This window comes from Acinetobacter sp. 10FS3-1, assembly GCF_013343215.1.
GTDB classification, from domain to species: domain Bacteria; phylum Pseudomonadota; class Gammaproteobacteria; order Pseudomonadales; family Moraxellaceae; genus Acinetobacter; species Acinetobacter lwoffii_C.
Genome location: NZ_CP039143.1, coordinates 862,833 through 881,313, shown reverse-complemented (window position 1 = coordinate 881,313; position 18,481 = coordinate 862,833). Strand labels below are relative to the sequence as shown.

Here is an 18,481-nt window from a genome sequence, read left to right as displayed (position 1 = left end):
AACTTTCAAATTACAAATTAAAAATCCAAATATTCTAGCATATCTGAGTTTTTATCCCATTGCTCAGGTGTCACATCTGGTTTGCAGCCTATTCCCCCGCAAAAAGTAAAAATCCGTCAATTATCGTTTCAATAAAAATAAACCTTTGATTAATTGATATTATATTTAATTTACCACCATAAATAATCATTATTGTTTTTATAGCCTTCATTGATTTTTATGATGCACTAGGCTTCTTATCTTTGATCTATTACAATCAGCGACTTATTATTTTCCATTGTCGGGCTGAAAACTTTGAATAACGAGTCTTCACAACTTCAGCGTGGCTTAAAGAACCGTCATATTCAGTTGATCGCCATGGGCGGTGCAATTGGCACAGGCTTATTCTTAGGTTCCGCACAGGTGATCCAATCAGCTGGCCCTTCTATTATTTTAGGCTATGCCATTGGTGGATTAATCGCATTCTTAATCATGCGCCAATTAGGTGAAATGATTGTTCATGAACCGGTTGCCGGTTCATTTAGCCATTTTGCTTATACATATTGGGGGAAATTCCCGGGTTTTCTTGCAGGCTGGAACTACTGGATTTTGTATATCTTGGTTGCCATGACCGAACTGACTGCTGTCGCAAAATATATTAACTACTGGTGGCCACATATTCCTGCCTGGGCATCGGTTCTGTTTTTCTTTATTGTGATTACCCTGGTCAACCTCGGCAATGTAAAATTCTATGGTGAATCAGAATTTTGGCTGTCAATTATTAAAGTGACTGCGGTCGTTTCGATGATTGTCTTTGGCCTCTATCTGATTTTAACAGCAGATGCCTCCTCAACAGCATCTTTTAGTAACCTTTGGACTGCAGGCGGCTTCTTCCCGAACGGCTTTGAAGGCTTGTTCTATATGCTTGCATTTCTGATGTTCGCTTTTGGCGGGATTGAGCTGATTGGTATGGCAGCAGCAGAAGCTGATGATCCGGAAAAAACCATTCCTAAAGCGATTAATCAGGTGGTTTTCCGTATTCTGATCTTCTATGTGGGTGCTTTGACCATTCTCTTGTCTCTGGTACCTTGGAACCAGCTTGAACTTGGTGGCCTGGATAAAAGTCCATTCGTCATGATTTTTAGCCAGCTTGGTATTGGCTGGGCTGCTCATCTGCTTAACTTTATTATTTTGACTGCTGCGCTTTCTGTCTATAACAGTGGAATGTATGCAAATAGCCGTATGCTGTACGGCCTGGCACATCAAGGGAATGCCCCTAAAGTGTTCAAAACAGTCAATAAACAGGGAGTGCCGGTTCCTGCAGTGCTTTTCTCTGCGCTACTGATCTTTGGTTGTGTCTTGCTTAATTACCTTGTTCCTGAAAATGCACTGAGCCATCTGATTTATATTGTCGTCGGTGCGCTGGTCTTAAACTGGGCCATGATTTCCCTCACCCATCTCAAGTTTTTACAGAGCATGAAGAAATCAGGACAAAAAACCAGTTTCCCTGCACTTTGGTCACCTGCAGGCAATATCCTGGTCTTAAGCTTTATTGCTATGATCTTGTACATCATGTGGACACAGGGCTTCAAGGAATCTGTACTGATGATTCCAATCTGGATCATTACCATGCTGTGTGTATTTAAATTGCTTAAGCCAAAAAATACTTGATACGCTGATTTATTTTGTATACTTAAAAAGTTACTGCTCCGGCAGTAACTTTTTTTATGCATTTTGCAGTAAAATAAACTTCTGTTTGCGCCCTTAGCTTAACTGGATAGAGCAGTTGCCTCCTAAGCGACCGGCGTGGGTTCGAGTCCCGCAGGGCGCACCAAGAATAAAAATGTGATTTATTCCGCATAAAAAAACATGAAATTGCATCCTTTTAGAATATTTTTTAAACAAAAAAACATTTTCTTCTCATTATTTTATGCCTTTTACTATCAATAACTTAACCTAATCAACTCTTATATTTTGGTGTAAAAACTCTATTTTGGCGCTTTTTTGGACTGAATAGTTTTTTCTAGAGCATTTACTCTTATTTTAATTGTGCTATTTTTGTCACATGGAGTAACAAATGATTTCGACTCACTCACTGAAATCTCCAAGAATTTGATAAGTGCAAACAACAACGCCAGCTATAAATTTGTAACTCAAGGAAAGACATAAATGAAATTAAAAACATTAACGACTGCAATGATTCTCGCGACTGTACCAATGACGGGTGTATTTGCTGCGGCAATGGACCGTTCAGGCCAATCTATTGCAGCCTTCCTGCAGCCAGGGAATTACTTTGAAGCAGGTATTTCTGTTTTAGATCCTTCTGTATCTGGTACTAGTTCAGCTGCTCTAGGGAATCAAGCCACTGGAGATATGGCAAGTGATTATTACTTCCCATCTGCTGCTCTTAAACTTCAAGTAACAGATAATTTTTCTTTTGGTTTACTTTATGATCAACCATTTGGAGCTGAAGCAGACTATACAACTCAATCGAATGCTTTCAATCCTACAGGTACTGATGGAACTCAAGCTGAAGTTAAGACTGAAAACTTAACCTTTTTATTTGGTTTCCAGCCTAATGAAAACTGGAATATCTATGCTGGTCCTGCGTATCAAACAGCTCAAGGGAATGTATCTCTACGTGGCCAAGCATATAGCTTATTAAGTGGCTATGATGCAAGCATGAAAAAAGATGGTGAACTAGGTTGGGTTGCAGGTTTAGCTTTCCAAATTCCTGATATTGCCTTAAAAGCATCGTTAACGTATCGTTCAGAAATCGATCATGAACTTTCTACATCAGAAAATGTTGGTCCTGTTGACGTTCGAACAGCTGCTGTAGGCGGTTTAGTGCAGGCATCAGGTGGACAAATTACACCAGCTATGGCTAATGCAATGGTTCCACAATTTACTCCAGGTAAAACAGGAGTTAAGACTCCTCAATCTGTGAACCTCGATTTTCAGACTGGAGTTATGGCTGACACTGTAGCATTTGCTAATGTACGCTGGGTAGATTGGGATGGATTTGCAATTCGTCCAAATGATTTTGGCCAAGCTTTAGATGCATTAGGTCAAGTTGTTCCTGCATTATCAGGTGGCAACCTTGTTGAATATAATGAAGAACAATGGTCGGCTACTGTAGGTGTAGGCCGTAAATTCAATGAAAAATGGGCTGGTAATGTATCAGTGGGTTGGGACTCAGGTGTAGATAATCCTGTAACAACTTTAGGCCCAACTGAAGGTTACTGGAACGTTGGCCTAGGTCTACAATTCTCACCTGCTCCAAATTACTTTATTGCCGGTGGTGTGAAGTACTTCTGGTTAGGCGATGCTCAAGCATTAACTGTTGCTAATCCAAATGTTGGTAACTTTGAAGATAACCATGCTTTAGGTTATGGCTTAAAAATGGGCTATCGCTTCTAATATCTAATACCTCATAAAAAAACCACCCTTGGGGTGGTTTTTTTATTGCTCACTATTTATTTTTATACACTTGCATATCATTTGCTTGTTTTACGAGCAATTAATCCTCCTGCAAATATCAATTTTTTAAAATTTATTTTTTATTTTATTTTCTTATTTATCATTTAGTTAATATCAAAATATAGTATAAATACTCTAAGCAACTCTTTTATTTAACCGCCTTCGTTCATTTCTTCAACAGAGCTGAGTATTTACTCTTTTTGAAATTATGTTACTTTTCCAGCACATTTTTGTTACAGATGGCATCAGGGAACGTACCATGAAGCTCAATAAAATTTATACTGCTATTCTACTTAGCACTTTACCTCTTTCTGTAGTTCAAGCAGCTGGCCTAGACCGTTCTGGTCAATCTATTTCTGCCTTTTTACAGCCGGGTAACTATGCTGAAGCAGGTATTACAGTTCTAGATGCAGAAGTAAAATCTAAAAAACTTAATGTCGATGATATGGCAAAGTCATATTACTTCCCTTCAGCTGCGGTAAAGGTTCAGGCAACTGATAATATCTCTCTTGGCTTTATTTACGACCAACCATATGGTGCAGAAGCTGAATATGATACCACTTCACTTATATTTGGCAGTGATGGTGAAGGCACATCTGTTAATGTAAAAACAGAAAACTTAACTGCATTAATTGGTTACCAACCAAACGAAAACTGGAACTTTTATGCAGGTCCAATATGGCAAACTGTAGAGGCTGATATTAAACTACGCGGTGCAGCTTATGGTAATACTGGTTACAATGTTGAAGTCGAAAAAGAACAAGCTTGGGGTTGGATCGCTGGCTTAGCATATCAAATCCCTGAAATTGCTTTAAAAGCAGCAATTACTTACCGCTCAGAAATTCAACATGATGCTAGAGCAAATCAATCATCAAATATTAGTATTCCTGCAGGACTTTTACCTCATTTACCTGCTGGTGTTCCTACAAGTCGTACTGATAGTGTTGATGCAACAACACCTCAATCTGTAAACCTTGACTTCCAAACAGGCATTGCCAAAGATACTTTAGCTTTCGCAAATGTGCGTTGGGTTCATTGGAGCCAATTTGCAGTTAAGCCATCCCTCCTTGGAGATTTATCTGAGATTCAAGACCCTGGAAACCGTCAAAACCTAATCGATTATTCTGACGATCAGTGGTCTGCAAACCTAGGTGTAGGTCATAAATTTACATCCAAATGGTCTGGTTCTGTAACTTTGGGCTATGACTCTGGTGCAGGTAACCCTGTGACAACATTGGGTCCAGTCGAAGGCTATTGGAGCGTCGGTTTAGGTGGACAATATAGCCCCGCTGAAAATTATTTTATCCAAGCAGGTGTTAAATACTTCTGGTTAGGCGATGCTCAAGCACAAACTGGCAGTACTATTGTAGGTGATTTTGAAGACAACCATGCAATGGGTTATGGTCTAAAAATCGGCTACCGTTTCTAAGCGATAAAGAGTTTAGCTTTAATAAAAAAGGCACCCTTTGGTGCCTTTTTTATTTCAAACTTAAAAATTAAGCTGGAATATCACGTACCGACGCCTTACGAATCGCTTCTTTTAATGCATCATAACCGTTGATTGGCGGAAACTGTGGAAACTCAGCAATCACATTTTCAGGTGCATCAAACAGAAAACCATGATCTGCTTCACCTAGCATAGTAGTATCATTATAGGAATCACCAGCTGCAATCACACGGAAGTTCAGGCCATGCAGAGCTTTTACGGCCTGACGCTTTTGGTCCGGCTGACGTAATTTATAGTCTGTGATCATGCCATTACCATCTGTTTCCAGTTTATGACAGAAAATAGTTGGCCAGCCCAATTGCTTCATTAAAGGATGGGCAAATTCATAGAAGGTATCTGACAAGATAATCAGCTGGAAATGTGTACTTACCCACTCTACAAATTCTTTTGCCCCTTCAAAAGGTCCCATCTCCGCAATTACAGCCTGAATATCATCTAGACCTAAACCATGATGTTTAAGAATATTCAGACGCTGAGTCATCAGTACATCATAGTCAGGAATATCGCGTGTCGTTGCTTCAAGTTCCTTGATGCCGGTTTTTTTTGCAAAGTTAATCCAAATTTCTGGAACCAGAACGCCTTCTAAATCTAGACATACGACTTCCATGACTATCCCCTTTGAACGGTATTAAAAAAATCAGTCTTATGATAGCTGAAGAAATAAATTTTGCACTGCTCTTTTTAAAATCTATTTTCCTCATAAGTATTTATTTTTTAGTGCTAAGTCCTTTAAGTGAAGTCTATTAAAATGCCTATAAATTAAATTAGTTGATAGGCCGCGTCACTTCCAGGCCTATGTTGCCAGGACTCTTATGACCAAAATCCAGACTATTGATATGGTGGATGCGCTGGCATCCGAATATGCAGATAAATCACCGAGTGAAATTTTGGCGCTTGCGCTAAATCAATCTGGCGAGATTGCGATTTCCTTTTCAGGTGCAGAAGATGTAGTTCTGATTGATATGGCCTCACATCTGGGCAAGCCGTTCCGGGTATTTAGTCTCGATACCGGCCGCCTGCATGCCGAAACGTACCAGTTTATTGAGCAGGTTCGCAAACACTATCATATTGATATTGAAATCTGCTTTCCGGAAACTGAAGCCGTTCAACAACTGACCACAACAAAGGGTATGTTTAGTTTTTATCAAGATGGTCATCAGGAATGTTGTGGGATTCGCAAGGTTCAGCCTTTACGTAAAAAACTGGCGACGCTGGATGGCTGGATTACCGGGCAGCGCAAAGACCAGAGTCCGGGCACCCGTCAGGAAATCCCAGTGGTACAGGCGGATCTCGGCTTTTCTGGCCCCGGCAAACAGCTGATCAAATATAATCCGCTAGCAAACTGGTCAAGCGCCGATATATGGAGTTATATCCGCATGATGGAGATTCCTTATAATTCGCTACATGAAAAAGGCTTTATTTCAATTGGCTGTGAGCCATGTACCCGCCCTGTACTTCCAAACCAGCATGAACGTGAAGGTCGCTGGTGGTGGGAAGAAGCCACTCATAAGGAATGCGGTTTGCACGCTGACAATTTAAAAAAATAATCTGGTAAAAACCACCGCCTTGTCGGTGGTTTTTTTGTAAACCTATCCGCTACATAAAAGTACTCCTTTTATGTATGTGGCAAAATCGCTATACTTTATCTTACGATACCAATAATTCTAACAAGGTTGCTTGCACAAAAGCAGCTGAAGAAAATGCAGTGAGGCAATCTACGCTATGCGTCCATTACATCCGATTGATTTTATTTTTTTAACTTTAGAAAAACGCCAGCAACCCATGCATGTCGGCGGATTATTTCTGTTTCAAATCCCTGAGCATGCACCCGCCTCTTTTATTCAAGACTTAGTGAGCGATATTCGTAATTCAAAATCTTCTCCGATTCCCCCTTTTAATAATTACTTAAACGGCCTATTTTGGGACGAAGATGAAGAATTTGATCTTGAGCATCATTTTCGGCATATCGCTCTGCCTAAACCTGGACGTATTCGTGAATTACTCAGCTATATTTCCCAGGAACATAGCGCACTGATTGATCGGGCCAAGCCTTTATGGACTTGTCACATTATTGAAGGCATTGAAGATAACCGTTTTGCCATGTATTTCAAAATACATCATGCCATGGTAGATGGCATTGCCGGAATGCGTCTAGTCGAAAAATCACTGTCCCACGATCCGGATGCAAAAAGTATTGTACCTCCCTGGTGTGTACAGGGCCCACGGGCTAAACGTTTAATGACCCCGAAGGTGAGCCGGCTAAAAAATATCCTGCGCACTATTAAAGGGCAGCTTGAATGTACTCCACGGGTCGCTTACGAGCTGTCTCAGACCATAATGAAAGACATGGGACGCAATCCCGACTATGTATCCAGTTTTCAGGCTCCCTGTTCTATTTTAAACCAGCGGGTCAGCTCCTCACGCCGTTTTGCCGCCCAATCTTTTGAGTTTTCACGCCTGCGCCACATTTCCAAGGCATTAGGGGTGACCATTAATGATATTGTACTGGCGATTTGCTCAGGCGCCTTACGTGAATATTTGCTCAGCCAGAATGCACTACCTAAAAAGCCTCTGATTGCCATGGTGCCAGCTTCAGTACGCAGCGATGACTCCGATCTTTCCAATCGGATTACCATGATTCTGGCAAATCTCGGTACGCATAAAGATGACCCACTGGAGCGTTTAGACATTGTGCGCCGCAGCGTATTAAATGCCAAAGAACGTTTTAAACGCATGAATGCCAATCAGATTTTAAACTATAGTGCATTTATTTATGGTGCAGCCGGTTTAAATATTGCATCGGGTTTAATGCCTAAACGTCAGGCATTTAATCTGGTCATTTCAAATGTTCCAGGACCACAAGAGCCACTTTACTGGAATGGCGCACGTCTGGAAGCCCTCTACCCTGCCTCGATTATATTGGACGGTCAGGCACTGAATATCACGATGACCAGCTATCTGGACAAACTTGAAGTCGGCCTCACTGCCTGCCGTAATGCCTTACCAAAAATGCAGAATCTACTGACTCATCTAGAAGAAGAAATTCAACGTTTTGAGCAGCTCATAGAGAGCTAATCCCTCTAAAGTTGCAAGCGGTAGCTTAATTGCATCCTCACAGGAAGACATTAACTCAACAACTTGGCATTAAGCACTTTTGCCAATCCTGCAAAAACAAATAAAGGGATCTGATCGATCCCTTTAGTTATTGATTTACATCAAGTGAATTATTTTTATACAGAAAATAAAATCGTTAAACTTGAATTAACCCTTAATAGTACGACACTGTTTTAATAACTGATGGCACACCGTACGAATCATAGAAGCCGTAATCTGAACTTCATTACCGCGCTCATCAACAATATATCCAGCATGAACAGTTTTTGGTTCTAGTACATGTTTTAGGCTTTTATTTACAACCGCTTTACTCATACTCATCATATACTCCTTTTGCTAAGCCTAGAACGGGGAGAAATGGCTTTGGCTAATTTGATGTTTCTAGTATTGTAAATCTCGACCCAATTGTAAAATTCCAGATGTAACAAGTGTTTAACGATATTCTGTTACAATTTCAGCTCAGAATGATATCGTATTGCTCTTGCGTATATAAATTTTCCACTTGGAACTTAATCACACGATTAATAAAATGCTCAAGATCAGCGACTGCTGGTGCTTCTGCAGTTAACAAGCGATCAATCACCGCAGGATGAGCAACGACAGTAAAGCCACTCTGTGACTCATACGCCCGTGCATAACGCAGAATTTCCCTAAATATTTCGTAACACACTGACTCTGCTGTTTTGACATAACCTCGCCCTTGGCAGGTTGGACATGCTTCACACAATAAATGCTCTAAAGATTCCCGGGTACGCTTTCGGGTCATTTCCACCAGACCCAATTCAGACACCTGGGTAATTTTGGTCTTGGCATAATCCCGTTCCAGCATACGCTCAAACTGCTTCATAACCTCTTCACGATGCAGGGCTTCCTGCATATCAATGAAATCAATAATGATAATTCCACCCAGATTACGCAAGCGCAGTTGACGTGCAATGACCTGGGTAGCCTCCATATTGGTTTTGAATACGGTATCTTCTAGGGAACGGCCACCGACATAAGAACCGGTGTTGATGTCAATCGTAGTCATGGCCTCAGTCTGATCAATCATTAGATAGCCACCAGATTTGAGTGCGACACGGGTCTGCAAGGCCTTTTGCAAATCCTCTTCAACATTGTACAAGTCAAAAATCGGACGTTCACCTGGATAATGCAGCAAACGATCCTTCATGCTCGGTACGAATTCTTCGACAAACTCTTGCAACTTGCTATGAATTTCACGTGAATCAATATAGATTTTGGCGGTATTCTCATTTGCCAGATCACGAATCACCCGCTCAGGTAAAGGGAGTTCTTCAAAAATCAGTGAAGGGACTGCAATGACTTTTTGTTTACGCTGAATATATTCCCAGAGCTTGGCCAGATAAGCCATATCCTGGGCAATAGCGGCCTCTTCAATCCCTTCGGCAGCCGTGCGTACAATGACTGAACCAGGAAGCTTATATTCACCCTGAATATGCTCAATGATGGAACGTAAACGGTTTCGCTCATCTTCAGATTCAATCCGTTGGGATACTCCGATATGATTGCCATACGGCATCAGCACCAGATAACGTGAAGGAATCGAAAGGTCGGTAGAAAGACGCGCACCTTTGGTGCCCAACATGTCTTTCATAACCTGAACGGTAAGAATTTGTCCCGGTTGCAGCAGCTCAAACACATTTGGTGTAGGCTGATTGCGCGGCCAGACCATGTCATTAATGTGCAAAAAGGCAGTTCTAGACAGGCCGATATCGACAAAAGCGGCTTGCATGCCAGGCAGAACCCGGACCACTTTGCCTTTATAAATATTTCCAACCAGACCACGCTTGGCCGTGCGCTCGACAAACAGCTCATTGACTGTGCCGTTTTCAATTAACGCAACGCGGCATTCCATTGGCGTGACGTTAATCAACAATTCGTCAGACATAACAACACTCAAAACATTATAAAAATTCTTTTTTATCAGTAGTTAATTTAGTGCCTTAACTCTCTGTAATAACTGTACTGTTTCATAAAGGGGCAAACCCACCACATTAGAATAACTGCCCTGAATGCTTGGAATATAGCGTGCGGCAATGCCCTGAATTGCATAAGCACCTGCTTTTCCTACCGGCTCACCGCTTGCCCAATAACTTTCCATATCCTGGACACTCAGTATCTGAAATTCAACCTGGGTTCTGACGACTATACTGTATTTTTCATCTTTTGTACGCACACACACCCCAGTGTAAACATCATGCCACCGCCCTGAGATTTTTGTCCACATTTCAATCGCATGCTGTTTTGATGCGGGTTTGCCCAAAATTTCATTGTCGACACCTAAACTGGTATCTGCGGCGATGATAATTGCTTCTGGAAAACGCTCCGCCACGGCATCAGCCTTGGCCCGTGCCAGACGTTCCACATAGGTTGCGACGGACTCGCCTACATGCACAGATTCGTCGATATCCGGACTATAAATATCAAAGCTCAGTCCAAGTTGCTGTAACAACTCGCGACGTCGCGGCGAGCTAGAAGCAAGAATTATATGCGCCATTTCTTCAACATATAGTAAAGGACAGGCCATACCAGAATACTGGTCAGCACTGGAATCCAGTGCCGGGCAAAGGAAAACTGTACGCTGGCTAAAATCTGGGCAAAAAAGATCAGCATCAGATGGGCCACAATGGCAATTGCAGTGATGATCCACAGATTGGAAAAGGTCAAAATACGGCGTTCACGGGTCAGGAAACGTGCCAGAAAAGCGATAAGTATAAAACTGAGGGCATTAAGCCCCAAAGGCGCATCCAGCAACAAGTCCGCAAAAATACCGGTCGCAAAAGCAAACCAGATCCCGCACCAGGTGGGCTGACACAATACCCAGAACAGCATCACCATCAGCATAAACAGCGGACGCCAGCCCGACAAGGTATAGGACAAGGGATAAACCATCAAGATCGAAGCGAGGATTACCGATATTACAATTGCCAGAAAAGGATCACGCTGTGTTCTTGATTTCATCTTAGCGATTGACATGCGGCTGCTCCATCGCCAGTGAGTCGGAGAATAACACCACCACATGATGCCCGCCCGCAAGCTGTGCTGCCGGAATCATGTCAATTTGGGCAAACTCGCCTGAATTATGCCGTTGGACTTTAGCCACCGTCCCCACCAGATAACCGGCCGGAAAATGCTGGCCCAACCCGGAGCTATATACTTTTTCTCCAACCTTGATGTTGGCACTGGTCGGTACATATTCCATCTTTAAACGTCCCAGATCGCCCGTACCGGATACAATGGCACGCATGCCAGTACGTTCCAGACGTACGGACAGCGAATGCTCTTTATCAGACAGCAACATTACCCGGCTACTATGTGGATAGACACTGATAATCTGCCCCATGATACCTTTATCATCCAATACGGTCTGTCCTACTTTCAGGTCATTTCTGGAACCACGGTTGATCACGATAATATGCCGCAGGGGGTCGGCATCTGTGCCAATCACCTCGGCAATTTCCATGCGTCCATCAATAATCAGCGGTGTATCCAGCAGACCACGTAAACGGGTATTTTCGGCAGAAAGCTCGGCAATTTTTTGCAGTCGGACTTGGGCCTGCAACAGCTCAGCCTGCATCGCGGTATTTTCACGACGCAGTTGTGCTTCAGATTTGGTTTGTTGATTCAGCCATTCTCGCGACAGTACCGGATAGCTGGCCACGGCATAAATCGGATTATAAGCCGCGTACAAGACATCCCGTGCAGGTTGGACCACATGTGGCATGCGCCAGTCAAAGAACAGCACTACCAGACAGGTGACCAATGCAATGATAAAAGAGCGAAAAGATGGCGGTTGTCGAGAAAACAGATGTGCTTGCACCCGCCGAATCCTTGTCTTAGCCTACAAATAACATGTCGTGATTTGGATTATCGAAGAACTCGAGTACCTTGCCACCACCACGGGTCACGCATGACAGTGGATCTTCAGCAACCACCACAGGCAGGCCGGTTTCCTTGGCTAACAGCTTGTCAAGGTTACGGAGCAATGCGCCACCGCCTGTTAACACAATACCGCGTTCAGCAATGTCCGAAGACAGTTCTGGCGGAGTTTGTTCAAGCGCAGATTTGACTGCTGAGACAATATTTTGTAGGGGATCAGAAATGGCCTGAGTGACTTCATCCGAATTCACCACAATCGCACGTGGCACACCTTCTGCGAGGTTACGGCCGCGGACTTCAATTTCCAGTGGCTTTTCACCTTCATCTGGCAATGCCATACCCACCTCTTTCTTGATCACTTCAGCTGTGGTTTCACCAATCACGCAGCCATGTGCCTTACGCACGTAGTTGATGATCTGCTCATCGAATACATCACCGCCGATACGCAGCGAATCTGCATAGACACAGCCTTGTAGCGAGATGATGGCGATTTCAGTCGTACCCCCACCAACATCAACCACCATGGAACCACAGGCCTGCTCAACCGGCATACCTGCACCAATTGCCGCTGCCATCGGCTCTTCAATCAGACGGACTTCACGCGCACCGGCATTATATACCGCCTCGCGGATCGCCCGGCGTTCAACCAGAGTCGATTTACATGGCACGCAGACCACGACACGCGGTGCTGGCGGAAATAAACGTTTTTCGTGTACCTTACCAATGAACTGATTTAACATGGTTTCGGTCACTTCAAAATCTGCAATTACACCATCTTTCATCGGACGAATTGCAGAGATATTTGCAGGCGTACGACCGAGCATTTGTTTCGCGTCAAGACCTACAGCAGCAACAATTTTATGTGAACCGCTATGACGGATGGCTACAACCGTCGGTTCATTTAATATAATGCCTCGTCCTGGCGCATAAATAAGTGTATTTGCAGTACCTAAATCAATAGCGAGATCTGGCGAAAACAAGCCTATTAGTCGTTTTAGAATCACGGGGACGTTCTCAGTTAAACTTTATATGGACGCAAGGTGGCCACTTTAACTAAATGTGATGATTTGGACAAGTCAATCGCTTATCATAACGCATGATAATTTGAATTTTTTAATACTGATTAGGTAATATTATGTCTACATCGGATGCACAGTCTTCTGCAGATTTAAATGCAGAAACAGTTTCAGCTATTGCCCACCTCGCAAGGTTATCTCTTAATGATACGCAATCTGCTGAATATGCTCAAAGTTTAAATAAAATTTTAGGCATGATGGAAACCCTGAAAGGCATCGATACAGACGGTGTTGAGCCGCTAAAAAGCCCTTTCGACCACCCGCAGCCATTACGTGAAGATGTCGTGTCGGAAAGCAATCATCGCGAGCAGTACCAGGCCATTGCCCCTGCAGTACAGGACGGCTTATATCTCGTCCCGCGCGTGATTGAGTAATTACTACCCAGTTCATTCTTTTTATTAAATTAAACGTAAAGAATTATTTCTCATGACAGATTTACATCGCTTATCCATTCGTGAACTTAGTGAAGGCCTGGCCAATGCCCAGTTTTCATCCCGCGAATTAACTGCACATTATTTAAAGCGCATTGAAAAGATTGATGCTCAGGTGAAGTCTTATGTGACTGTCACTGCTGAACAAGCCTTGGTGCAAGCCGATGCCGCAGATGCGGCCATTAAAGCCGGAAATGCAACCGCACTGACCGGGATTCCGATTGCACACAAAGATATTTTCTGTACCCAAGGCATTAAAACCACTGCCGGTTCTAAAATGCTGGACAATTTTATCTCTCCTTACGACGCAACCGTTATAGCGAAAGCTAAAGCTGCGGGCCTAGTGACCCTCGGAAAAGTGAACATGGACGAGTTTGCCATGGGTTCAACTTCCGAGTCATCTTACTTTGGTGCAACCAAAAACCCTTGGGCTTTAGATCATGTTCCAGGTGGTTCTTCAGGTGGTTCTGCTGCGGTTGTAGCGGCTGATCTGGCACCCTTCGCAACCGGTACTGATACGGGTGGTTCAATCCGTCAGCCCGCCTCTTTCTGTGGTCTGACCGGTCTGAAACCGACTTATGGCCGGGTATCGCGTTTCGGTATGATCGCGTACGCATCATCACTGGATCAAGGCGGCCCAATAGCACGTTCCGCTGAAGACTGTGCTTATCTGATGAACGTGATGGCCGGTCATGATGCTAAAGACTCTACTTCAATCAATAAAGAAGTAGATGATTATGTGGCAAACCTCAATGGCACATCAGTCAAAGGCTTACGCATTGGTATTCCAAAGCAGTACTTCAATGTTGAAGGTTTGGCTGCCGATGTGAAGGCACGTGTTGAAGAATCCTTAAAAAAACTGGAAGACATGGGCGCCATTCTGGTTGAGATTGATCTCAACATGACTGAAAGCTATGTACCGACTTACTACCTGATCGCACCTGCCGAAGCTTCTTCAAACTTATCTCGCTATGACGGCGTGCGTTATGGCTACCGTGCAGAGAATCCTGTGGACTTGATGGACTTGTACAAACGCTCACGCTCTGAAGGTTTTGGTGCTGAAGTACAACGCCGTATCCTGATCGGGACCTATGCTCTGTCGGCGGGTTATTACGATGCTTACTATGTAAAAGCGCAAAAAGTCCGTCGCCTGATCCAGCAAGACTTCTTAAAAGCCTTTGAAAATGTAGATGTGATTGCTGCACCATCTGCACCAACTACAGCTTATAAGATTGGTGCTAATCTAAGCCCCACCGAAATGTATTTGGGTGATATCTATACCCTCGCAGTGAACCTGGCAGGTCTTCCTGCGATTAACGCGCCTGTTGGTTTTGACCAAGACCACTTGCCAGTTGGCTTACAACTGATTGGTAACTACTGGTCAGAATCTCAATTGTTGTCTGTGATCCATCAGTACCAGCAAGCCACAGACTGGCATACCAAACGCGCGGCAATTGCTGAGGAGAACGCATAATGGCTCAAGCTCAAAAAAAACCAAAGTCAAATTTAATTGATGGCTGGGAAGTTGTCATTGGGATCGAAATCCATACGCAACTGGCGACCAAATCTAAAATCTTCTCGGGTTCTTCTACTGAATTCGGTCAAGATCCAAATACCCAAGCCAGTTTGGTGGACCTTGCTATGCCGGGCGTACTACCGGTATTGAACAAGGAAGTGGTTGATCTTGCCATTCGCTTTGGTTTGGGAATTGATGCTTATATCGACCAGGCTTCTGTATTTGCACGTAAAAACTACTTTTACCCAGATTCGCCTAAAGGCTACCAGATCAGCCAGATGGACAACCCGATTGTGGGCCTCGGTCATATCGATATCCAGCTGGACGATGGCACAGTTAAACGCATTGGCGTAACACGTGCGCATTTAGAGGAAGATGCAGGTAAATCGATTCATGACCAGTTTGAAGGCATGTCTGGTATCGATTTAAACCGTGCCGGTACGCCGCTGCTTGAAATCGTGTCTGAACCGGATATGCGTTCGGTTGAAGAAGCGGTGGCTTATATTAAAGCCATTCATACACTGGTACGCTGGTTAGGTATTTCTGACGGTAATATGGCGGAAGGTTCGTTCCGTGCCGACTGTAATGTGTCGTTACGCCGTCCGGGTCAACCGTTCGGTACACGTTGCGAGCTGAAAAACCTGAACTCATTCCGTTTCATTGAACAGGCGATTAATGTTGAAATTGAGCGTCAGATGGAAATTCTGGAATGGGACGGCACCATTGATCAGGAAACGCGTCTGTTTGACCCGGTGAAGATGGAAACCCGTTCTATGCGCTCGAAAGAAGAAGCGAACGATTACCGTTACTTCCCTGACCCAGACTTGTTACCTGTGATCATTGCAGACGAGCAAATTGAAGCCATTAAAGCAACCATGCCTGAACTTCCTGCGGCACGTCGTGCGCGCTTCGTGGCGGACTTTGGTGTGACTGAGTACGATGCTCATGTGCTTACACTAACGCGTGAAATGTCAGAGTTCTACGAAGAAGTTGTCGCTGCTGCTGGTGGTGCTGCACAAGGTAAGATTGCTGCAAACTGGGTCATGGGAGAATTCTCAGGTGCTTTAAACAAAGCTGGCCTAGACCTTGCTGACTCTCCTGTATCTGCTGAGAAACTTGGCGGGATGATCGCGCGTATTGTAGACAACACCATTAGCGGTAAGATCGCGAAACAGGTGTTCGGCTTTATGTGGGAAGAAGGCAAAACTGCGGACGAAATTATTGCTGAGAAAGGCTTGAAACAGGAAACTGATACAGGTGCAATTGAAGCGATTATTAAGGAAGTGCTTGCTGCCAACGAGAAGATGGTTGAAGAGTATAAATCTGGTAAAGAGAAAGCGTTCAATGGCCTGGTTGGTCAAGTGATGAAAGCGTCACGTGGTAAGGCCAACCCTGCTCAAGTGAATGAATTGATGAAGAAATTGATTGGTTAATCCATTCGCTCATGAATTAATTTTATGCTATAAAATCCCTACCTAGTGTAGGGTTTTTATTTTTGAGAGAATGATGGCTTTAAAAACAATTTTTAATGTTTCGGAAGAAAGAACAACAAAATTAGCAGTATTAATTGATGCAGATAATGCATCAGCAAAAGATATTGAAAATATATTAAATGAACTAACTAAATATGGGGAAGCTACTGTTAAAAGAATTTATGGAAATTTTGTTAATCAAAATGGTAGTTGGAAACAAGCAATTAATAGATCTCTTTCATAAATCAAAAAACGATCTACTTTTTGCTGCTTATTTGTACCGAGGAATTTTCAATATTCATGCATAATCTGCGGATGAAATACATCGATTCAAAGAAGCTTTCTGAAACACAGTTCAAGCGATACACCGGTATCTCATGGTCAACCTTTGATTTAATGGTTGAGCAATTGAAGATGCATGTTCCTGCCAAAGGCAGACCACCTAAATTGAGCTTAGAGGATCAGATCCTCCTGTGCTTAAGTTATTGGCGGGAATACCGAACCTTATTTCACGTTGCGACGAGTTATGGCGTGTCAGAGCCCACTGCTTCAAGAATCGTACGTCATGTAGAGGACTGCTTAATCAAGTCCAATTTATTTAATTTACCCAAGCATTTGCCTGAAGGCGAAGGCATTGACTGGAATGTGGTGATTGTAGATGCCACAGAAATTCCAATCCAAAGGCCTAAAAAAACAGAAGAAAAGCTATAGCGGCAAGAAAAAGACCCACACCTTCAAAGTACAGGCCATCATTCATTATCAAACTCAAAAAATCCTGAGTTTATGTACGAGTCGTGGTGCCGTACATGATTTCGAACTCTTCAAACGTAACTTGAATCAGATTCCTGCAGGTGCATTTATCCTTGCGGATAAGGGTTATCAGGGAATTTATACAGTGTATCCAAATAGCTTGTTGCCATTAAAAGCAAAGAAGCGTTGTAAACTGGATCCTGAATTAAAAACCTATAATCAGGAAATCAATAAAAGAAGAATTGGGATTGAGCATGTATTTGGCAGTTTGAAAACTTTCAAGATCCTTGCCGAACGATATCTCAATCGAGGCAAAAGACTAGGATTAAGATTCAATCTAATTGCGGGAATCTATAATTTAGAACTGAGTAAAAAATGACTTATGAAAGAAGTCTAATAGTCTAGCGATTAAGCCTATGCAGCAATTTGCCTATACAACAGGTAAAAATGCAACAGATGGCTTTATGATTATTGATGCAATGGATTTACTTTATACCGGTAGATTTGACGGGTTTTGCTTAGTATCAAGTGATAGTGACTTTACTGCACTAGCAATTCGTATTAAAGAGCAAGGGGCTACAGTCTATGGATTTGGTAAAAAACAAACACCGGAAGCATTCAGAAATGCTTGCTCGCACTTCACCTATGTTGAAAATCTAAGTAATTACGAAGAATCTATATTCAAAGAAAGAGTAATTACAGAAATTAAAAAAGAAAATAGTAACAAAGAAGTACCAAAACAGCAGCTTAAAACAGAATCACAAATTCCTCTGCCTTTAAACATTATTAAGCAAGTTTTCGATAACCATGATACTGAATGGATTCCTGCATCTTCATTTACATCACAATGGAAATTACTACAAAATGATTTTGACCCAAGAAATTATGGATTTAAAAAGGTTGTAGACTTAATAAAAGATCATTCTGATATTTTTGAGTATGAAGAACGAATTTTGGAAAATGGCCATAAACAAATATATATCAAACTTAAATGAAAAAAAGTATCTTGAATCATCAAACTCGAAAATTTAGGACTTATCAAGATTCTTAACTTCTTCTAAATTTCCCCCTATAAAAAAAGAGACTTTGTCGCGTAATCAACTTAATAAGCGAAATTCCCTCTCCTGAGCGAGTTTTACAGCACTGCTTTTAAAACGAAGCGCAAGTGAGGGTTAGGGAGAGGTATTTCTAAAAAAGAAACACATTAGCGAGGATTAATATTTATGCTATAAAATCAAAAACACCAAAGAAAAACA

General features: G+C 42.7%; 17 protein-coding genes, 1 tRNA gene and 2 pseudogenes. 13 read left to right on the top strand and 7 right to left on the bottom strand.

The window, feature by feature from the left end:
- Positions 1 to 294: 294 nt before the first annotated feature.
- The 4 genes from E5Y90_RS04115 (at position 295) to E5Y90_RS04100 (ending at position 4,888) form a co-directional block, all read left to right on the top strand.
- Positions 295 to 1,650 carry an amino acid permease gene (locus E5Y90_RS04115; RefSeq protein WP_174659487.1) on the top strand — a complete coding sequence of 452 codons (1,356 nt, stop codon included), beginning with the start codon at positions 295 to 297 and terminating at the stop codon, positions 1,648 to 1,650.
- A gap of 87 nt (positions 1,651 to 1,737) precedes the next feature.
- Positions 1,738 to 1,813 (top strand) — tRNA-Arg (locus tag E5Y90_RS04110).
- A gap of 335 nt (positions 1,814 to 2,148) precedes the next feature.
- Entirely contained in the window at positions 2,149 to 3,399 is a 1,251-nt protein-coding gene (locus tag E5Y90_RS04105) for an OmpP1/FadL family transporter (RefSeq protein ID WP_174659486.1), read from the top strand.
- 319 nt (positions 3,400 to 3,718) lie between these two features.
- The gene (locus tag E5Y90_RS04100; protein WP_174659485.1) at positions 3,719 to 4,888 is read left to right on the top strand and encodes an OmpP1/FadL family transporter; all 1,170 of its coding nucleotides are present in this window, start codon (positions 3,719 to 3,721) and stop codon (positions 4,886 to 4,888) included.
- Positions 4,889 to 4,955: 67 nt separating this feature from the next.
- Here the strand turns inward: E5Y90_RS04100 and thrH are convergent, their stop codons facing one another.
- Positions 4,956 to 5,573 carry a bifunctional phosphoserine phosphatase/homoserine phosphotransferase ThrH gene (thrH, locus tag E5Y90_RS04095; protein ID WP_174659484.1) on the bottom strand — a complete coding sequence of 206 codons (618 nt, stop codon included), beginning with the start codon at positions 5,571 to 5,573 and terminating at the stop codon, positions 4,956 to 4,958.
- Between the two features lie 205 nt (positions 5,574 to 5,778).
- Here thrH and E5Y90_RS04090 point away from each other — a divergent pair, with 205 nt between their 5' ends.
- A complete protein-coding gene (locus tag E5Y90_RS04090; protein ID WP_174659483.1) occupies positions 5,779 to 6,513 on the top strand; it encodes a phosphoadenylyl-sulfate reductase in 735 nt (244 codons plus the stop codon).
- A 175-nt stretch (positions 6,514 to 6,688) separates the two neighbouring features.
- Positions 6,689 to 8,041: a WS/DGAT/MGAT family O-acyltransferase gene (locus tag E5Y90_RS04085; RefSeq protein WP_151206470.1), complete on the top strand. Its 1,353-nt coding sequence runs from the start codon at positions 6,689 to 6,691 to the stop codon at positions 8,039 to 8,041.
- A 186-nt stretch (positions 8,042 to 8,227) separates the two neighbouring features.
- Here E5Y90_RS04085 and E5Y90_RS04080 read toward each other — a convergent pair whose 3' ends face one another.
- The 6 genes from E5Y90_RS04080 to E5Y90_RS04055 form a co-directional block, all read right to left on the bottom strand.
- On the bottom strand, positions 8,228 to 8,401 hold the full coding sequence (locus tag E5Y90_RS04080) for a PA1571 family protein (protein WP_162850565.1): 174 nt from the start codon (positions 8,399 to 8,401) through the stop codon (positions 8,228 to 8,230).
- A 133-nt stretch (positions 8,402 to 8,534) separates the two neighbouring features.
- Entirely contained in the window at positions 8,535 to 9,989 is a 1,455-nt protein-coding gene (gene rng / locus E5Y90_RS04075) for a ribonuclease G (RefSeq protein WP_174659482.1), read from the bottom strand.
- A 42-nt stretch (positions 9,990 to 10,031) separates the two neighbouring features.
- Positions 10,032 to 10,598, bottom strand: coding sequence for a Maf-like protein (locus E5Y90_RS04070; protein ID WP_174659481.1), 567 nt, complete (start codon positions 10,596 to 10,598; stop codon positions 10,032 to 10,034).
- Positions 10,586 to 11,077, bottom strand: a complete 492-nt coding sequence (mreD, locus tag E5Y90_RS04065) for a rod shape-determining protein MreD (protein WP_151206474.1) — start codon at positions 11,075 to 11,077, stop codon at positions 10,586 to 10,588. The genes E5Y90_RS04070 and mreD overlap by 13 nt, the downstream gene beginning before the upstream one ends.
- Positions 11,064 to 11,921 (bottom strand): rod shape-determining protein MreC, encoded by an 858-nt coding sequence (gene mreC, locus E5Y90_RS04060; protein WP_151203039.1) that lies wholly within the window; start codon positions 11,919 to 11,921, stop codon positions 11,064 to 11,066. The genes mreD and mreC overlap by 14 nt, the downstream gene beginning before the upstream one ends.
- Before the next feature lie 16 nt (positions 11,922 to 11,937).
- Complete coding sequence (locus tag E5Y90_RS04055; RefSeq protein WP_151206476.1) at positions 11,938 to 12,984, bottom strand: rod shape-determining protein; 1,047 nt, start codon at positions 12,982 to 12,984, stop codon at positions 11,938 to 11,940.
- Positions 12,985 to 13,115: 131 nt separating this feature from the next.
- Between E5Y90_RS04055 and gatC the strand changes: the two genes are divergently transcribed.
- The 7 genes and pseudogenes from gatC to E5Y90_RS04020 form a co-directional block, all read left to right on the top strand.
- The gene (gene gatC, locus E5Y90_RS04050; protein WP_151205525.1) at positions 13,116 to 13,430 is read left to right on the top strand and encodes an Asp-tRNA(Asn)/Glu-tRNA(Gln) amidotransferase subunit GatC; all 315 of its coding nucleotides are present in this window, start codon (positions 13,116 to 13,118) and stop codon (positions 13,428 to 13,430) included.
- A gap of 52 nt (positions 13,431 to 13,482) precedes the next feature.
- Positions 13,483 to 14,961, top strand: coding sequence for an Asp-tRNA(Asn)/Glu-tRNA(Gln) amidotransferase subunit GatA (gatA, locus tag E5Y90_RS04045; RefSeq protein ID WP_174659480.1), 1,479 nt, complete (start codon positions 13,483 to 13,485; stop codon positions 14,959 to 14,961).
- Positions 14,961 to 16,436, top strand: coding sequence for an Asp-tRNA(Asn)/Glu-tRNA(Gln) amidotransferase subunit GatB (gene gatB, locus E5Y90_RS04040; protein WP_174659479.1), 1,476 nt, complete (start codon positions 14,961 to 14,963; stop codon positions 16,434 to 16,436). Before gatA ends, gatB begins: the two co-directional genes overlap by 1 nt.
- 73 nt (positions 16,437 to 16,509) lie before the next feature.
- Positions 16,510 to 16,704 (top strand): annotated as a pseudogene (locus E5Y90_RS04035) (NYN domain-containing protein); the annotation flags it as partial.
- A gap of 71 nt (positions 16,705 to 16,775) precedes the next feature.
- Positions 16,776 to 17,186 (top strand): transposase family protein, encoded by a 411-nt coding sequence (locus tag E5Y90_RS04030; RefSeq protein WP_174659419.1) that lies wholly within the window; start codon positions 16,776 to 16,778, stop codon positions 17,184 to 17,186.
- On the top strand, positions 17,134 to 17,604 hold the full coding sequence (locus E5Y90_RS17380) for a transposase family protein (RefSeq protein WP_217485911.1): 471 nt from the start codon (positions 17,134 to 17,136) through the stop codon (positions 17,602 to 17,604). Before E5Y90_RS04030 ends, E5Y90_RS17380 begins: the two co-directional genes overlap by 53 nt.
- Before the next feature lie 16 nt (positions 17,605 to 17,620).
- A pseudogene (locus E5Y90_RS04020) lies at positions 17,621 to 18,220 on the top strand (NYN domain-containing protein); the annotation flags it as partial.
- Positions 18,221 to 18,481 lie beyond the last annotated feature (261 nt).

Bases quoted from the DNA above. Each gene is read 5' to 3' on its own strand.
- E5Y90_RS04105 (WP_174659486.1), top strand. From the start codon at position 2,149: ATGAAATTAAAAACATTAACGACTGCAATGATTCTCGCGACTGTACCA.
- E5Y90_RS04100 (WP_174659485.1), top strand. From the start codon at position 3,719: ATGAAGCTCAATAAAATTTATACTGCTATTCTACTTAGCACTTTACCT.
- thrH (WP_174659484.1), bottom strand. From the start codon at position 5,573: ATGGAAGTCGTATGTCTAGATTTAGAAGGCGTTCTGGTTCCAGAAATT.
- E5Y90_RS04090 (WP_174659483.1), top strand. From the start codon at position 5,779: ATGACCAAAATCCAGACTATTGATATGGTGGATGCGCTGGCATCCGAA.
- E5Y90_RS04085 (WP_151206470.1), top strand. From the start codon at position 6,689: ATGCGTCCATTACATCCGATTGATTTTATTTTTTTAACTTTAGAAAAA.
- E5Y90_RS04080 (WP_162850565.1), bottom strand. From the start codon at position 8,401: ATGAGTATGAGTAAAGCGGTTGTAAATAAAAGCCTAAAACATGTACTA.
- rng (WP_174659482.1), bottom strand. From the start codon at position 9,989: ATGTCTGACGAATTGTTGATTAACGTCACGCCAATGGAATGCCGCGTT.
- E5Y90_RS04070 (WP_174659481.1), bottom strand. From the start codon at position 10,598: ATGGCGCATATAATTCTTGCTTCTAGCTCGCCGCGACGTCGCGAGTTG.
- mreD (WP_151206474.1), bottom strand. From the start codon at position 11,077: ATGTCAATCGCTAAGATGAAATCAAGAACACAGCGTGATCCTTTTCTG.
- gatC (WP_151205525.1), top strand. From the start codon at position 13,116: ATGTCTACATCGGATGCACAGTCTTCTGCAGATTTAAATGCAGAAACA.
- gatA (WP_174659480.1), top strand. From the start codon at position 13,483: ATGACAGATTTACATCGCTTATCCATTCGTGAACTTAGTGAAGGCCTG.
- gatB (WP_174659479.1), top strand. From the start codon at position 14,961: ATGGCTCAAGCTCAAAAAAAACCAAAGTCAAATTTAATTGATGGCTGG.
- E5Y90_RS04030 (WP_174659419.1), top strand. From the start codon at position 16,776: ATGCATAATCTGCGGATGAAATACATCGATTCAAAGAAGCTTTCTGAA.
- E5Y90_RS17380 (WP_217485911.1), top strand. From the start codon at position 17,134: ATGCCACAGAAATTCCAATCCAAAGGCCTAAAAAAACAGAAGAAAAGC.